Origin of the sequence: Paenibacillus tundrae (assembly GCF_036884255.1) — a bacterium.
GTDB lineage: Bacteria > Bacillota > Bacilli > Paenibacillales > Paenibacillaceae > Paenibacillus.
The window spans coordinates 707,661-725,566 of record NZ_CP145605.1 but is presented as its reverse complement, the minus strand read 5'-3'; the positions used below and the strand labels follow the sequence as shown (position 1 = coordinate 725,566).

General features: G+C 46.1%; 14 protein-coding genes and 1 riboswitch. Of the genes, 3 read left to right on the top strand and 11 right to left on the bottom strand.

Translation table 11 applies throughout. The features are described 5' to 3' along the window. Positions 1-35 precede the first annotated feature (35 nt). The gene (locus V6W81_RS03325; RefSeq protein ID WP_186381051.1) at positions 36-179 is read left to right on the top strand and encodes a hypothetical protein; all 144 of its coding nucleotides are present in this window, start codon (positions 36-38) and stop codon (positions 177-179) included. A gap of 94 nt (positions 180-273) precedes the next feature. Here V6W81_RS03325 and thiC read toward each other — a convergent pair whose 3' ends face one another. Both thiC and V6W81_RS03315 read right to left on the bottom strand, forming a co-directional pair. Beyond that, on the bottom strand, positions 274-2,031 hold the full coding sequence (gene thiC, locus V6W81_RS03320) for a phosphomethylpyrimidine synthase ThiC (RefSeq protein WP_338543929.1): 1,758 nt from the start codon (positions 2,029-2,031) through the stop codon (positions 274-276). 413 nt (positions 2,032-2,444) lie between these two features. After that, positions 2,445-2,558, bottom strand: a riboswitch (TPP riboswitch). Positions 2,559-2,728: 170 nt separating this feature from the next. Continuing rightward, on the bottom strand, positions 2,729-3,472 hold the full coding sequence (locus V6W81_RS03315) for an IclR family transcriptional regulator (RefSeq protein ID WP_056697171.1): 744 nt from the start codon (positions 3,470-3,472) through the stop codon (positions 2,729-2,731). Between the two features lie 344 nt (positions 3,473-3,816). Between V6W81_RS03315 and V6W81_RS03310 the strand changes: the two genes are divergently transcribed. Further along, entirely contained in the window at positions 3,817-4,830 is a 1,014-nt protein-coding gene (locus V6W81_RS03310) for an alpha/beta hydrolase (protein ID WP_145052297.1), read from the top strand. A 215-nt stretch (positions 4,831-5,045) separates the two neighbouring features. Then, positions 5,046-6,326, top strand: coding sequence for a Fe-Mn family superoxide dismutase (locus tag V6W81_RS03305; protein ID WP_338541535.1), 1,281 nt, complete (start codon positions 5,046-5,048; stop codon positions 6,324-6,326). 187 nt (positions 6,327-6,513) lie between these two features. Here V6W81_RS03305 and V6W81_RS03300 read toward each other — a convergent pair whose 3' ends face one another. From V6W81_RS03300 to V6W81_RS03260, 9 genes are all read right to left on the bottom strand, one after another. Further along, positions 6,514-10,212, bottom strand: a complete 3,699-nt coding sequence (locus V6W81_RS03300) for an S-layer homology domain-containing protein (protein WP_338541534.1) — start codon at positions 10,210-10,212, stop codon at positions 6,514-6,516. 234 nt (positions 10,213-10,446) lie between these two features. After that, positions 10,447-10,671, bottom strand: a complete 225-nt coding sequence (locus V6W81_RS03295; RefSeq protein ID WP_145052288.1) for a hypothetical protein — start codon at positions 10,669-10,671, stop codon at positions 10,447-10,449. Between the two features lie 89 nt (positions 10,672-10,760). Beyond that, positions 10,761-11,618, bottom strand: a complete 858-nt coding sequence (locus V6W81_RS03290) for a lipoate--protein ligase family protein (protein WP_338541533.1) — start codon at positions 11,616-11,618, stop codon at positions 10,761-10,763. 270 nt (positions 11,619-11,888) lie between these two features. Beyond that, positions 11,889-12,482: a GTP cyclohydrolase I FolE gene (gene folE / locus V6W81_RS03285; protein WP_036668229.1), complete on the bottom strand. Its 594-nt coding sequence runs from the start codon at positions 12,480-12,482 to the stop codon at positions 11,889-11,891. 55 nt (positions 12,483-12,537) lie between these two features. Next, positions 12,538-12,801, bottom strand: a complete 264-nt coding sequence (locus V6W81_RS03280) for a YneF family protein (protein ID WP_145052283.1) — start codon at positions 12,799-12,801, stop codon at positions 12,538-12,540. A gap of 177 nt (positions 12,802-12,978) precedes the next feature. Continuing rightward, positions 12,979-14,010: an HD-GYP domain-containing protein gene (locus V6W81_RS03275; protein ID WP_338541532.1), complete on the bottom strand. Its 1,032-nt coding sequence runs from the start codon at positions 14,008-14,010 to the stop codon at positions 12,979-12,981. A 15-nt stretch (positions 14,011-14,025) separates the two neighbouring features. After that, positions 14,026-15,927 carry a tRNA epoxyqueuosine(34) reductase QueG gene (gene queG, locus V6W81_RS03270; RefSeq protein ID WP_338541531.1) on the bottom strand — a complete coding sequence of 634 codons (1,902 nt, stop codon included), beginning with the start codon at positions 15,925-15,927 and terminating at the stop codon, positions 14,026-14,028. 170 nt (positions 15,928-16,097) lie between these two features. Then, positions 16,098-16,703 carry a signal peptidase I gene (lepB, locus tag V6W81_RS03265; protein WP_260985533.1) on the bottom strand — a complete coding sequence of 202 codons (606 nt, stop codon included), beginning with the start codon at positions 16,701-16,703 and terminating at the stop codon, positions 16,098-16,100. 306 nt (positions 16,704-17,009) lie between these two features. After that, a complete protein-coding gene (locus tag V6W81_RS03260; protein WP_145052272.1) occupies positions 17,010-17,435 on the bottom strand; it encodes a GNAT family N-acetyltransferase in 426 nt (141 codons plus the stop codon). Positions 17,436-17,906: the final 471 nt, after the last annotated feature.

Below are 17,906 nucleotides of genomic sequence, written 5' to 3'. Positions count from 1 at the left end.
TACACATTTTAATTAACGAGAGAGGTGAATAAGTAATGCGATTTTTATATACTCTTATCTTGTTCATAGTAGGTATGATCTGTTCTGCACTTCTGCATGCTGGTAATCTTAAGCTGTCTGACGGGGTTCTGTTTGTCATCGCAGGCATCCTATTTCAGATTTGGCGTAAGTTGGATTGAACCCAAACGTTACGTTGAATTGGAATTCGGCCTTTCAAAACATTAAACATTTTTTCATATTAAAGCTATGGAAGCCTGTCATCTCCGAATTTTCTTAGGAACGTGTCCGATATTCTTCAGCCTTCGCCTGCATTCCCGCAGCAACTGCCTCCTGCTCGGACAACCCCTTGTCTGCGGCAAATGCACGAATATCCTGCGTAATTCGCATACTACAGAACTTCGGCCCACACATCGAGCAGAAATGGGCTTCCTTAGCTCCCTCAGCAGGCAATGTCTCGTCATGGTAAGAGAGCGCCCGTTCAGGGTCAAGCGACAGGTTGAACTGGTCACGCCAACGGAACTCGAATCTAGCCTTGGACAGTGCATCATCTCGGCGTTGAGCTCGTGGGTGACCTTTAGCTAGGTCAGCGGCATGGGCTGCAATCTTATAAGCAATGACACCCTCGCGTACATCATCCTTGTTAGGCAGCCCCAAATGTTCTTTTGGTGTAACATAACAGAGCATGGATGTCCCGAACCAGCCAATCATCGCTGCTCCAATAGCTGAAGTAATGTGATCATAACCTGGAGCAATGTCCGTTGTCAGGGGTCCCAGAGTATAGAACGGAGCCTCTTTACAGATTTCCATCTGTAAATCCACATTCTCTTTAATTTTGTGCATCGGCACATGCCCTGGTCCTTCAATCATCACCTGTACATCATGCTTCCATGCAATCTGCGTTAACTCGCCCAGCGTAGCCAGCTCTGCCATCTGAGCTTCGTCATTGGCATCATAGATACTCCCCGGACGCAGTCCATCTCCAAGCGAGAATGCCACATCATACCTTTTCATAATTTCACATATCTCTTCAAAATGCGTATACAAAAAGTTCTCTTGATGATGCGCCAGACACCATGCCGCCATAATAGATCCACCCCGAGACACAATGCCTGTCATGCGTTTGGCTGTCATCGGGATATAGCGCAGCAAGACACCTGCATGGATGGTGAAATAGTCTACGCCCTGCTCTGCCTGCTCAATGAGTGTGTCTCGGTACAATTCCCACGTTAGTGCTTCTGCTTCCCCATTGACCTTCTCCAGCGCCTGATAGAGTGGCACAGTTCCGATCGGTACCGGAGAATTACGAATGATCCATTCCCGCGTGGTATGGATATCCTTGCCTGTAGAGAGATCCATAACGGTATCCGAGCCCCAGCGTACAGCCCAGGTCATTTTCTCCACTTCTTCTTCGATGGAGGAAGAGACAGCAGAATTCCCGATATTCGCGTTGATCTTCACATGAAAATGACGACCAATCAACATCGGCTCACTTTCTGGATGATTGATGTTGGATGGTAGAATCGCTCGGCCACTGGCCAGTTCTTGTCGCACAAACTCCGGCTCTACTCCCTCACGAATCGCGGCAAACTCCATCTCTGGCGTAATGATGCCCTGGCGTGCATAGTGCATCTGCGTTACACAGCGTCCAGCCTGAGCACGCAGCGGCTTTCCACGCAAGCCTGGGTAGGCTTCAGCCCCGGTTCTTCTGCTCCCCGCCTTCAGTCCGTTATCTTCCGGTTTCACCGTACGCCCTGCATAAGCCTCCACATCCTCACGTTCCGTAATCCAGCGCGTGCGCAATGCCGGTAGCCCTGCCCGGATATCTGCGTGAAAATCAGGGTCGGTCATCGGGCCGCTCGTATCGTACACACGCAGCGGCTCATTATGCTCCACCCCTTGGGGAGTACTCGTGTCATGAAGGGCTATTTCACGCTCAGGCACAGCAATGTCCGGACGTGAGCCCTGAATGTATACTTTGCGGCTACCGGGGAAGGGTTGAACCCCTCCCGCCGTACCTGTTTCTTTTGCCATCTGTGTTTCTTCTGTATTGCCTTGTCCCATCATCGGTTGTCCTGTACTCATCGTCTTTGTCTCCTCCTCATTGGTCTTCACGACTGCATCACTTCATTTCCATGCGGGCGCATCTAACCTGGAGACCATCCATACAAGGAGCAATGACAACCTTCCCTAGAGAGACAATATACAGTAAGACATCATACGGCAGAGAACGATTCATTCACCGAGCTCATTTGAATAGATTCCATAACAGATTCCAGCCTCGGTTCTTTCATCGAAAGTAACTCTCAAGCTAGATTCTGTCTCTGCTCACTGTATATAAAAAAGCCGGTTCCCGAGGGAACCGGCTATGTCCATCACCAATGATGTGCCGACTACCGAACTCTAATCGAGTCCAGCCATACGTTACATCCCATTGATGTTCATGGTTAATTGGCCGATTACTTCCCTACGCTGGTATGATCCAGATCAGGTGCAAAGGGTCCAGAATCTCATGCGATTCCGTCTCAGTCCGGACAATTCGGACTCCCCTAGTAACGTTAACAAGTTGCGGCAAGTATACCGCAGTGTCATATTCAATTCATCAAGCCCCGCTGGGCTGTCCATATCAGGATAGCTCAACCGAGAAGGAAAAACAACCTTTATGTTCCAGAATCAGCAGATTCATCATGACATATATGTTCCATAAGAGCCTTGTGGTTGAACAAACTCGTTAAGATAACATCAAGCCCATCTGAGCAGCTGCTTCCTTCAACACCGGCGCATACTCATGTAATGTCTCTTGTGATAGACGGCTGACAGGCCCTGATACAGACAATGCGGCAGCAATTTGGCCTTTGCGATCCATAATCGGTACAGATACCGCCGCAGCTCCCGGTTCACGCTCCTCATAGCTCGTTGCATAACCATGCTCCAGAATATCCTTCATCTGCGCTAGATAGACCTTAGGATCGATAAAGACAGGCCACTCCGGCCCATTCATCAGTTCCTCACGATCCTCTTCCGTTGCAAAGGCCATCAGCACCTTACTGGAAGCTCCTACGGATAAAGGAAGGCGCACACCAACAGGAGCTACACGCCGTATAGCCTGATCGCTCTGAACAGCCTGAATCCGAATCCGTTCACTGCCATCCCGCAAATACAAGCTAACCGTCTCCCCGAGTCGATCTCTCAGTCGCTCCATCGCAGGTAGAAGAAGGATAGCTGGGTCATCACTACGGGACATATGAGCAGATAGCTCCCAGATCCGGATACCAAGCCGATACTTCTCGGTAGCTGCATCCCGGATGACAAATCCACGTTCTTCCAAGGTTGCCATCAGCCGGTGAACCGTGCTTTTGTGCAGACCAATCTGGCTGGCAATCTCGGTAAGCCCCAGATCACTCCGCGTTGTGAAGCACAATAATATATCCAAGGCTCGTTCCACAGCCCTGACGGTCAACTTGCGGTCTTCCATGACACTAAGCCTCCTCATGTTTCATCACATGAAACTTGGTTACATAAATTATATGAGAAACGATCTCATCTGTAAACTAAAATGGGGCAAAATTCTCCTTTTTATAAGACTGAATTTCCCGCGATTTGTACACTTAGGAAATGTTAACCAGATCCTCTCAGAACTATATAACAATTGCGTAACAAATGCTGCCAATCAATTGACTTTGGTTATATAGGAACATACGATAAAGATATATTGTGCATTTGTATCATCCGTTCCTGCGACTTAGGAACTACGTATATGAGCTGAATGGTTCTCGTTGTTATCCTCAATTTCATCTGAATTTATAAGGAGGGGCAATCATGTATTCGACATCCCAGAGCGAAGCCCCGCTGCAAACGAAAGTGTCCGATCTGCCTACTTCGTTATCGCCAAGGCTAATTCGGTTCAAGCATATTATCGTAGCGTTGCTGCTCTCCGTGGTATTTTTTCTACTCTTTTGTTTCATTGCACTACACGGTTACATTGCCTGGGTTTTATCCAACCCAACGGTAGCCCCTGTCTTCTCTAATCCGATGCAAGCGAGGAACATGAAGTATGAAGACATTACGTTCCCTGCGGCAGATGGAAGCCGAACGATGCAGGGCTGGTATATTCCGGCCGACAAAGATGTGAACAAAACGATCATCTTCAGTCATGGCTATGGTGCCAACCGTGAGGAAACTTGGGTTCCGATGTATGACCTTGCCCATTATGCGCACCAACTTGGATTTAACGTCATTATGTTCGATTATGGTTTTGCTTCTCAGGTAAACAAGGCTGTCGCTACAGGCGGCAAAGCGGAATCTCAACAATTGCTAGGTGCCATTCAAACGGCCAAGCAACGAGGGGCTGAGGAGCTCGTCGTATGGGGATTCTCCATGGGTGCGGGCACCGCATTACAGACAGGCCTTCTCACCGAGGATGTCGATGCGATGATTCTGGACAGTACCTTCTTACTTGAACCAGATACGTTGTATCACAACATTCATAATCAGATCAATCTGCCACGCCAACCTACACTTGAGATTATGAAGCTGTTGTTCCCGGTTCTGAACGGCACTGGATTACAGCAAATTCCGTATCAAGAGGTCAAAAAAGAGGATTATCCTTTTCCGATTTTCTTCATTCACGGTACGGAAGATGAGAAGGCGCCTTATCCAATCGCGGAGCTGCTCGCCGCCAATCAGACCAATGCAAATTCAGAGGAATGGATCGTGGACGGAGCCCATCATGAGTTAATCTTCCGTGAGCATCCCAAAGAATACCTGCGCCGCGTATCTACTTTCCTGAGCCATGTAACGAAGACCACCAGTGACGACCTGGACAGATATTAACATTTATGTCCTGAAGATATAACTTCTGACTACGAACTACGTAAGGGCCCTATAGGGCTCTTTTTTTGTATACATAGGACAACATCATTTATGAATATATTGATGCGATGGCTATGCACGACATGTTCGAGGATACAGAGACTGGGCAGTTTTAGCCTAATTTCAATGTTAAAAATGGATTCGGAATCATATCACTGATGGGAGGATGCTTGGTTATGCAATGGAAAGGATATGGGCCGCTCTTACCCCTACGTATACTCGAAGAAATTCGTTTCTGGAAAGAGCAAGAGAAAGAGCACACCCTCGTTATTCGTATACTTGTACCTAACTTAGAGCCTGAATATGTCAAACTACTGGAGGAATGGGAGGTAGCATTTTCAAACAGTGAACACACGGCTAACCAGCTTATCAAACAAGTGTTACCCGGAACTCACTCTCCCGCCCCCTATATTCTTCGTAGCGTAGAACAGTTAGTGTCTACGAGCATAGCACAATCCAGAGAGTTTATCCGGCAACTCTATGTTTTATTGGAGCAGAGTGCTGCGGTGCAGGCCGTACCCTCTGCCAAAACCGTCATTCTACATTTCATCCGGGAATCAGAGTACTTCCTTGGTGTGTTAGATACACTTCGTGGGCCTGGACTCTTGAGAGACTCAGCAACGGATGCCCCTTTTACGCTGGACAGTCTCCTTCAATCATCCAAACGAGAAAGCGTAGAGAAGCCTGCAGCTACATCGGCTAAAGAAACCTCTAATGCTTCTGCATCTGCTACTCAGACCCAAAACTCTCCAGCAATTCACTCGGCCCCCACACAAACAAGTGATAGCACCAGCACTTCTGTAGCTGCAACACCTCCTGTTAAGGAGCGCCCTGTACCGATTGGCGGACATACCTTGCCACCTCTGCCTTATGCATACAACGCCCTGGAGCCACATATCGATGAGCTGACAATGCGTATTCACCATGATAAGCACCATCAATCCTATGTAGACGGATTAAATACCGCTGAGAAAAAATTAGCAGAATCCAGGAAAAAGAACAATTTCGAACTCGTAAAACACTGGGAACGGGAGCTTGCCTTTAACGGGGCAGGTCATTACCTGCATACTATTTTCTGGACGATCATGAGCCCTCAGGGTGGCGGCAAACCATCCGGTATGCTTGCTGAACAGATCAAACGTGATTTTGGCAGTTATGAAGCATTCAAGAACCAATTCACAGAAGCAGCCAATAAAGTAGAAGGCAGTGGCTGGGCTATGCTTGTCTGGAGTCCACGGGCACATCGTCTTGAAATTTTGCAAGCAGAAAAGCATCAGAACCTATCTCAATCCGACATTGTTCCGCTCCTCCCTCTGGATGTGTGGGAGCATGCGTACTATCTGAAGCACCAGAATGAACGCAAAAAATATATTGAGGATTGGTGGAAAGTCGTCTACTGGCCTGCAGTAGCTGAGCGATATGAGACGGCAAGAAAGCTACTTTGGCCACCTTATTAAAGGCTCTTATGATTTTTAAAGTTTTTCCACTCTAAGAACGACTCCATCAGCAAGAGACAACATAAATAAATAAGTCAGACCTCTTTAAGCCTGATGCTTCACAATATAAATGTAAAAAAGAGATATCTCCAGCCGAATGACTGAAAGATATCTCTTTGCATTTGAACATAACTATAAATGTAACGATCTATTTGCGGATAGAAGCTGCTTCAATTGCTGCATAAGCCCAGTGTGTGGCAGGTACATCCGACCACTGTCCTGCTGCATCTGTTGCAGTTTGAAGACCAATCAGCTTATTCAACATCGTCACGGCTTCAGCGCGAGTGATCGGCTGACTTGGACGGAATGAGCCATCCGCATATCCGGTAACTATTCCTGCTGAACTCAATTGTTCTACTGCCTGTTGTGCCCAATGCCCGTTTACATCGGTAAATGTTGACGGCACAGCAGTCATCAGATCAGATGTTACTAGCGGCTGTAACAGAGCTGCCATTTCTGCACGAGTAATCGCTTGATCTGGCTTGAAGCTGCCATCGGTGTAGCCTTGAACATAACCGGATTGAGCTGCTACTGAGATAGCCGCATCTGCCCAGTGACTGGAGTTCACGTCTGTAAAAGGATGACTGCCTTCCAACGTAGAAGCTCCTGTAATACGCGTAATTAATGTTGCCATTTCTGCGCGGGTTACATAACGCTCTGGTCGGAAACTACCATCTGTATACCCTTGAATATATGGCTGAGCTTTCAAGCTGTTGTCCGTCCAGTCTTTCACTTTAACAACGGAGAACGTACTGAATTTGTTGACTTGAATCTCAATACCTTGTTGATTATCATTGTTGATCGTAACGAGTTTACCGTGTACAAGCTCCTTCGTTCCGTCGCTGTGCTCAATATATACGCCTAGCTCCTCAGAATTCACGCCTGCGATCTGATTAGCCTCTACAGGCAATACGAGCGTTACAGGTCTGCTCTGCAGATTCGTTTCGATCGTCATTGGACGACCGAGAATCTGGATATTCGTTGTGCCTACAACTTGAGTTATTGTCTCATTGCTTTGCACTCTCGTTTGGATTTCCGAACGTTCAGTCTCTTTTTTCACCGGTACAAGACGGAAATAAATATCATCTGTACGTCCGAGCAAGGAACTTGCCGGGATCGTAATCTTCACGTTTGGATTGGAGATAACGAGATCCACACCTTGCTCAGCCAGCATTGCTGACGATTGTGTAGAGAGATTAAGATCCCACTGCGATACTTCATCTTTGGTATCTGGAATCAAGACAACCGCCGTGCGGGAGCCTGTCCGTTTCAATTGGTCGATAATTGTTTGTGTTTTGCTCTGATCAAGCAGTAACTCATCCTTAGCCGTACCATCTGTACTCCGTGTACGACTAATTTCCAGAGAAGCGATCGTTGAAGCTTGATCCCCATTCTCCACATCCACTTTAATTACTTCTTTCTGTGGAGCTTGTGGAGTAGTTGGCACAGGACTCGTTGTCACAGGTCCTGGTGCTGGTGACGGTGTTGGCGTTACAGGAGTAGGTGTAATAACTCCCCCGCCACCTCCATTACCTGGCGTTTCTGGATTGGATGGAGTAATGTTAATCTTCACTGAATTAGAAATTCCATATTCCGATATGCCGTCTTCATATACAGCTCTGACAGCGAAAATATATTTTTCACCTTCGCTAAGATCATTAATTTCCAAACTATTATTCATAATTTCCGTAGAAACAAGAATCCATTGTGATGGGTCTATAGGTGCTGATGAACCTTCGTACATATAAACTGAAGCATACCCGTTCGTGATTGGATCCCAAGTTAATGTAACCTTTTTATCGCCCTTTGTTGCCACTACATGCTGCGGTACAGGAAAATTCGGGTCTGGGTCTGGATTAGATCCACCACCACCATTATTACCACCGCCTGTATTCTCCTCTTGTGGGATCACAACGTTAGATGCAACATAATCTGAATTCACCTCTTCAGAAGCATACGATCTAACTGCAAACACATAAGATTCACCATTCGTCAGCCCACCGATATGTCCGTCGATGTAACTGTCCGTTACATCTGTCCACAGATCTGGATCCTTTGGTGCCTCCGTACCTTGGTACATATACACGCGATATTCTACTTCTGGTTCTTCAGTCCATTCAAGGGCAGCCTGACCATCACCAGGTGTAGCTACCACGTTTTGTGGAAGAGGCGTTGAGTTGGCAGGAGTGTCATATCCCCGATGCCCCATATTCTTAAGCTGACCATTCATATCTTCTACCGCCAGGAATACTCGATACGAAGTATTCTCGTTCAATCCTGTGAACAAGAACGAAATCTCTTCATTGGCTTCTAGATCAACATAAGATTGATTAGCTAAGGCATGTAACTTAGTATCTTCGTCAGACTGTCCTATGTTTTCATCATACATCTGATTATCAAAATAAAATCTACCCGCTTCATTAAGTTTCACCTTTACTTTAGATGTCGACTGTGTAATTGTTCCATTCATAGGATATGGATACAGATAATTTATTGTAGGTTCAGGTAGTGGTGGAATCGGTGCATACATCAGCTTGGATGACTGCAAGATCGGATACCCATCGTTAATACGTTGTCTGAATGTCCAAACTCCATCGAAATTCCATCCACTGAAATTAGATTGTTGTTTCATCTGTTCAGTAGTAAGACCCATTGCATAATCAGAACCATTCTGCTGGTTCGTACTAATTTTGTTCAAATCAAAATAATTATTGAAAATAGTCACTTGATCTGTTGAACCTTTCACTTTGCCGATGACTGACCCTATCGTCTGATGATCAATAGGTGATGATACACCATTAGAAAGATCAACTGCGAGAGATGCAGCAACATAATTATTCTGAATGATTACTTGGATGTCATCATTACTACCATTTTTTCTTATTTCACCAATCAGACCTCCTATAGTCTCAGCAGAAAATTCATCCTCACCTGCAGCATAAGTTTTTAAAGAACCAATCACATAATTGTCTTCAATGGTTTGGTTAAGTTCATATTCATAATTAAGTTCGCCAATCAAACCGCCGATTTGATAGTTACCTATTACCTGTCCTGAAGCGTAGCTCTGACGAATGGTATTATCATTCGATTCTCCGATCAGTCCACCTATCGTCTGATAACCACTCACTGTACCTTCAGCAGCATTTGCAATGACTGTGCTCTCGTAAAGTTCTCCAAATAGTCCCCCGAGAGATTCACCATACTCATCTAAAGTGCTCACCACAACGTTAGTACTATTATTAATATATTCACTATTATTAGAATACCCTGCAATGCCCCCTACTCTTCTATTGCCTTGTAAAACTCCACTGATATGCACGCCCTCAATAGAAGAATTTGATATACTACCTGCAAGCCCACCTACCGACGCATTCCCTGTGAAGGATACATCATTTAATATAAGATTTTTAACCTCAGCATCATATAAATCAGAGAACAGCCCCACATCATACTGAGTTTCATCTGTTGTTCTCAAACCAGAAATGGAATAACCATTTCCATCGAACCTGCCTGTAAAAGGTTCAGACTCATCTTCTATCTCATAGGAAATTGGTGTCCAAGATCCTCCGTTTAAAAAAGTGCTCATATCTGCTTCAGTAATATTACTCATCAGCTTATAATTACCGTTTGCGTCTTCTCCCACGCAATACAATTCTTCAGGCGAACTGATGAGATTCCATTCCACACCATCAGAATCTGTTTCCGTCTGATCATAACAACTCTTGGCCTGTACCACTCCTTGTTGGAACAAACCTGGTAGCAAACCTAAAACCATAAGGAATGCTAAAGCTACAATTCCTATTCGTTTTAATAGCCTAAAACGTTTCTGGCGATCCTTTTTATGCATGTTTAAATCTTCCCTTCTCTTTCTTTTTGTGAGAAGAGTATACCTGTCAGCTCTGAACGGATTCTGAACATTTTCGACATTTTTCGCGAAAAAGAGCCTTTCTCGCATTTTTGCAAAAAAATATTTTCTAATATGAATGATTTTTCATTTTTCGCGCGTTTTACAACACAAAAAAAGCAAGCCTCTATACCAGAGACCTGCTTATCATTAAAACCTATCCGTGCATAACATTACTTAAGAAGCGCAACCTTCACACGCAACATAGTTGTCGCCAACCTGTTTACTGATCGCGATAAGATCGCCCAGCTTAATATCTTCCTCACCCGTAAACTCTAGGTCAGCAATCCGCTCAATAATTAATGCAGCAGCTTCTTCTTTACTTGTAGCCATTTGACTGAATTCGGACTTTTCGCCCGAAGAAACAACCTCGTATTCAAATGTATATCTCAATGTTTCCATTATGTCACTCTCCTTCCGAAATCACATCATATCATCTCTATTAACCAATTCCAAGTCAGTGTATTCCAATCTAAACAATCCAAATCAATCTAATCATATCGTAATTTCATCTGCTGCATCGTCTGTTCAACCGTCTCCCGGTTCACAGTCAATACTCGGCTCGTTTCTGCCGAAGGATACTGGTCACGTAGTGTGCGCACCAAGGAAGCTGTATATGCCGCCGCAGAGGGAACACCGGCTAGCTCTTGCAGACTCGCCATCGTACCTGAATGTACATCCGGATAGCCTGATTTCATCCCATTGGCTGCTTGCTCATAGAAACGTCTTACTTCTGCGGCAAGCACATCGCCCTTGCCTTCCACGATCACAAACGCAGTAATAATGTAAGCCTTAGCCTGTCTTCGCTGTGCGATTCCGCAAAATTTCAATCCCCCGACACTAACATCATAGTCCCCTGGGCAAAATGCACCTTCGACTTCTCCCGTCTGAGCCTGATTGGACCATGGATTCAGAGAACGGGCAATCAAGGCAGCCATATGGCGGAAGTCATCATGAATATTGATCGCGTGCTTAGGATTAGGCAAGATTAGCGACAAGTTGACCACACCTGGGTTGAGTGGGACTGCCGCACCGCCAGAAGGTCGAACACAGACGGAAATCCCCTCATTTCGGATACGTTCCATAGCCTCTACTGCATGAGGCAGTTTACGATCACGCAAACCAGCTACAAATGCATCCGTATGCCGCCAAATATGAGCCACCGGTTCATGCCCCTGTCCTACAAGTCGACACATCACTTCTTCCCAAGCAAAAGCCTCAAGCACACTTCTATTTGATCCCATAAGCGGTGTCTCCCAGATCTGAAGACGGCTGGTAGGACGATGTTCCGACGAACTCTGCTCCATTGGTTTTCCAAATCGATCCTCTGGTGTTGAAGGTACACTCATAGAAGACAGCCTCCGTTATATATAGATGAATGAGAGCCTACAAGTCATTATACATTCTCGAACCAACCATAACTCACACCACAATTATAAAATAATTTCATATAAATAAGCCGGGTTCCTGAGGGAACACGGCTTATTATGGTACAACCTCAGATGCTTGCTCTATACTGCGCTGCTCCGCATACAGACATTCGAGTTTGTCCTAATGCGAAGCAACATGATAGAACGTAGGCAAAAGTATGCAGCTTGTCTATTAAGCCAAGCTCAGCCTCAATCTTTAACAAGTGACAGGAACTCAGCACGCTGTGCTGGATTCTCACGGAAGGAACCACGTACGGCAGACGTTACCGTCTTGCTGCCCGGTTTCTTCACGCCGCGGGAACACATGCACAAGTGCTCGCCTTCCACAACGACCATAACGCCGTGAGGCTCAACTGCCTCTGTCAAAATATCAGCGATCTGTGACGTAATACGTTCTTGCACCTGGAGGCGACGCGTTACCGCTTCCACCAAACGGGCCATTTTGCTAAGACCAACGATCTTGCCGCTTGGCACGTACCCAATGTGCACCTTGCCGAAGAACGGCGCCATGTGGTGCTCACATTGGCTATAGTAGACGATATCCTTAACGATAACCAACTCTTCATGATTCTCGTCAAAGGTTACCCCCAGTACATCACGTGGATCTACCTCATACCCACCAAAAATTTCTTCATACATCCGGGTTACGCGTGCAGGCGTTTCAAGCAGCCCTTCCCGCGTACTATCCTCGCCAATCAATTTCAAGATCTGTTCCACATGGTACTCGATCTTCTCCCGATTGTCGGATACTTTTGAATTCAAATAATCTTTCACGCCAGCCACTGCCGAACGCCTCCTTTCGAACCACATGGTGTAAAGCAGTTACCATACACTGCTATTATCTTCGGCGGCCCGAATTTTTACGCGCAGGATGTTGTTGCGGCTGAGGCATTTTACCGCCAGGCTGCTGATTCTTCATCATCTGCTGGGCACGCTGCATCTGCTTGCCATTCAGGTTATAGCCCATTTGCTTCGCCATCTTCTGAAGTGCGTCTGGATCGCTTTGCATTTTCTCAAGCTGTTTACGCAAGTAGAACACCCCGATGAAGAAGCCCCCGACCAGACCAACAATCAATGTAATAATCGGTATTACAATTTCCATCTCTTAGACACCTCTTTATGCAATCTAAAAAGCATGATGATCCGCGCATATACATAACATCCTAACGCCTGTTCATACACGTGTCACGGACCGGATTTCCTGAAAGTTATCATAGCATTTCCGCACGCATGGAGCAAACGGATTTTCCAGCTTTCGCTTTCATTCTTTATCCGAATTCTACGACATGACCGAATCAATAAAAACGGTGGTGTGCTCCGCTAGATCAATTTCAATAACATCGAGAGAGTAGCGTGTGCTCCCCCGAGCGATCCGGACAACAGGTCGGCCTGGCAATCCACGATGCTGCCTTACAATAACGCCTGACTCCTTGGTTGAGAGTCGTACAGCCGTCCCATTCGGATATACGGATACACTTTTGTTAAACTCAATCAGAATGTCCCGATCCAGCCTCGTGCCTGACATCGCCATCATCTCTTCACAAGCTTCGTGTGGCAACATGCTACTTCCAGACAGTCCGTTAATTAGATTATCATAGATGTTCGCCGTGCTAACGATTTTGGCAAAGACATGAATGTCGCTGCCTTGGATTCCCCTAGGTAATCCTGTACCATCGACATGTTCATGATGCTGCAGAGCCGTGTGAGCGACGAGCAAGCTGAACTCCCGCTTGTTCTTAATCACTTCGAATCCCCGCCATGTATGATGGAGCGAAGAATTGGCAGCAGAGCCACCACCCGGAGGCTCACCAACTTTGCCGATATCGTGCAAAAGCGCGCCTACAGCGAGATCCTTCAATTGATTGTAGTTAAGTCCCATATTCAGTCCGATTACCGACGACAACAAGCATACATTCATCGCATGAACATACTGTGCATTGTCCTTCGTGCGAATATCCGTAAGTTGAACAAGCAGCTCACGCCCGTTCAATACATCGTTCAACAGTTTATCAATGCTAAGCGCTACCTTCTTCGGACTCCAGTCCTTTCCGGAACGAACCGCTTCTAGGGTAACGCTCATTTCATTAATCACTGCTCTTTTCGTGGCTTCATCCAGAATGTCTTCTGTCTCCACATCTTTAAACGCTTCATCCTGGATGTACAGCATGGTTACGCCAATACGCTTGAGCGTATTAACCATAAATACGGTAAGCTGGACGCCGGCAGACAGCAAAACAGTTCCGTTAGCTGAATATACGGTCTTCCCCAGAAGCTCCCCCGCCTCCACACTCTCCACGTTTACATACTTCATGCACGTCCCCCGCTCTTACGATTGCTGCTCCAATGTGAGCAATTGCTCCTTGGTTTGCAGACCGCCTACATAACCCAACAGGGTACCGTCTTTGTCACTGTTGCGGTGACAGGGAATAATGATCGGCATCGGATTTTTACTGATAGCATCCGAAACGGCACGAACCGCCTTCGGTCTTCCAATCGTTTCCGCAACCTGTTGGTGTGATGAGGTCTCTCCATAAGATATATCGGATAGAACATGCCATACTTGTAGCTGAAACGGTGTTCCATGCAAATTTAGCTTTAATTCGAAGTTTTTTCGTTCTCCGGCAAAATACTGCTGAACCTGCTTCGCAGCCTCACTCAACTTCTCTTCATTCTTCTCGTAACGATATTCACCGATCCAAGTTCGAGCCCATTGTTGCAGATGTGCCTCGCGCACATGAAATGTTCCAAAATCAACGTGGCACAAGCCTTCATCTGTCGCACATAGCGTCAATGTTCCTATCGGTGTCAGCAGTTCATCATAATACACAGGTGTACCCTGCAGCCCTGTGACTGCTGAAGGTTTCCAAGCTGCTGCCTCCGGTTTAGCCGGCTGTACAGGTAGCTCACCACCCTGATCAGAGGCCATTTCCGATTGCAAACTCTTCTGTAACTCGTGTAGTGAATCAAACTGTTGTTGTTCTACTGGTTGTTTCACTGACTGTTCCACCGGCTGCTTCTCACTTGCTTGCCCAGCCTGTGGTTGATCGGGTAAGGTCTCGGACGAGCTTAGTCGTTCCTTGGCCTTCTGCAGCATGCTTAGCACGTTCCCATCTTGTTCGTTAGCGGCAGCTTCCCCAATTACTCTCATTGCGTCTTCTCCTCCAATTCTGCTCAGCGCCCAAGCTGCGGTTCCCCGCAGTTCAGGACGCGGGTCTCGCTTCAATACTTCCGTGAGTTTTGGTACAGCGCTCTTATCCTTGAAATTACCTAAGGCAATTACTGCATTACGTTGAATTGGTTTCTTTCCCCGCCATGCGGCAGAGCTTTGGCCAAATCGTTCTTTAAATTCACGGTTACCAATGTCTAGGAGTGGCAGCAACAAAGGCTTAACAATCTCCGGATCAGGCTGTAGATCAGGATGATGATCCCAATTTTTGCCCCGATTCTTCGGACAGACGATCTGACATGTATCACAGCCGTATAACCGGTTGCCTATTTTCAACATAAACTCTTCATCTACAAACCCTTTGGTTTGGGTTACAAAAGAAATACATCGCTGTGCATTAAGTTGCCCTGGTCCCACCAACGCTCCGGTTGGGCAGGCATCAATACATTTCGTACACTCTCCGCAATCCTCGGTCACGGGTGTATCCGGCTGGAATGGAATGTTGGTCACCAGCTCACCCAGATAGATCCATGATCCAAACTTAGGGGATATAATGGCACAATTTTTGCCGCTGAATCCGATCCCTGCACGCTGGGATACCGCCCGATCAACGAGCGCTCCCGTATCGACCATGCTCTCAATCATCGCCTCAGGTACACGTTCACGGATGAAATTTACCAGCTTGTCCATCGCTTCACGCAGCACATAATGATAATCTCTGCCCCAAGCTGAACGTGCCAAAATCCCACGATATGCACCCGGCTCCGACTTCGGTGGGTTGACCATCTTCGACGGGTAAGCCACGGCGATGGCTATGAGAGAAGCAGGCTCACCATCCTGTAGCGCAGGCCGTACCCTTTTCTCAATATCCGGCTCTTCGAATCCCGAAGCGTAGCCCTTGTCCCGGGACTGCTCTAGCAACGACTTAAGTGATACAAACGGCTCTGCAGAAGCAAATCCAATATCATCAATGCCCAGCCCGGGGGCAGCCGCCTTAATCTCTTGTTTTAACTGTTCCCATACGGAACCTGCCTGTGCCGCCCCGGTCTGTACGCTTGTCATGATTCTTTCCCTCTTTTCTATTCCCTGCTCTTATTCCCTTAACGATTGAACGCCCGCCTCATTCAAGGAGGACAGGCGTCTATATGCATATGCAACTCAGGCATACTCGCCCCGAGCTTTATTATAGTTAAACGCAAAACGTCGAGTGAAGTTGTTGTTACCTCAACATTTTACAGCTTCTTCATTTCGGAAAATGGCCAGAAGATGAATTCAGCCTTACCTACAATCTCGCCAGAAGTGATGCTTCCGAATACACGGCTATCTTTACTTTTGCCCTCATGACGGTTATCTCCCATGACAAAATAATGATCCGCCTCCAGCGTAATCGGGCCAAAATCGGGATCTTGTACCTCGATATCCGTATACGTCTCCGTCTGCCGCTCACCATTCACATACAGGTGGTGTTCACGCACTTCAACCGTATCCCCGGGAAGCCCTACGATCCGTTTCACGAGAAAATCTTTCTTTTCCTGACCCTCACTTGGATCACGCAAAACAATGACATCAAAGCGAGAAGGTGAACCAAAATCATATACAATTTTATTCACAAACAAACGGTCACGCTCGACCAACGTAGGCTGCATGGACTGCCCTTTAACCATCGATAGGTTAAATACAAATAAATTCAACAACATCATAACGACAAAAGCGATAATGATTGTTTTGGCCCAGTCCCATAGCTCTGCTGCCCATGAGGTACCGGAATGATTCGCTGTTGCCAGTTCAGTTCGCTCTTCGGAAGACACCTGCTTCGTGGAAGGGTTGTCAGAATTCAAAAGGACACCTCGTTTATTAAGAATAATCATATTCTCTTTAAGTCTACTTCATTTGGAAGAGTGAAACAATTGGTTATGCCCACCAGTGGCAGATAAGCTTGAATTGTGAGGAATATGGAGCGGATGTATATCATACAAATAGAAAGGCATATCCTCAAGCGTGGTTACGCTAAACGGATATGCCTAATATGAAATGAGAATCTTTTTTTTCTTTAGTTTTAGAGGTTGTTCAAAAAGTCCACGTTTGATTACAAAGCACACCGACTGCTGGCCTTTTTGAACACGCACTTTGAAGCCGAACTTCCGTTACGCTTTGGACAAAATACTCAGTTTCTGGAAAGCGCTCAAAATCTGATTTGCACCGTAACCCATTGCTTCATAAAGAGGCATAGCTACTTTGTTGTGCTCATCTCCCGCAACCCATATTTGGCTGACTTTACGCTGCTGGAACCGTTGTTCCATAGCTTCGACAAGTTTTTTGCCGACTCCGCGGCGACGATAGTCCGGATGAACCGCAATACGGTAGATGCATCCCTGGTTTTGATCAATCGTACCGATCAAGGCTCCGACGAGGTCTCCCTCTTCTTCTGCAACCATGATCAGATCAGAATCCCATGACAATTGACGGGCAAACGGGCCCATCGTGTTCTCATAACACTCTTCCGATAGCGCAACCTGGAGAAGCTCCGTCATTTGGCTTGCATCACTCAACTGAAAGGAACGAACGTGCATGTCTTAAATCTCCCTTTTCGTTAGCTTGATGAGGTTTTTACATAGAAAGGTTACCCTTTTTACCAAAAACCCAAAGTTCGTATAATGACAAAAAACGAGAAAATACCTCTTCTCCGTCAATTAAACCATACTTTACGCCATAAAACACGCATTTTCTTTTGAAAGCGCTTAATTGTAACCGTTTTCAACAAAATATGAACGTTTCTCTTTTAATTTTAAGAATATTTCACATAAATATATTCAAAAAGGGTAAAATATGTTTGTTATCTCTGACCCATTAATAGATCAACGCCCCGGGGGACTTAATAAACAAAAATGTTGCTTAATTAGCCCGAATGCGGTTTAATATTAGTGGCAAGGGTATTAATACATATGTACCTGAGCAATTTGCATTTTATTCGGACGAGCCACTTCTGCAAGATGTGGATGGGTACGTTTCTTATCCATGTCATGCCCTGGAAGGATTCGAAT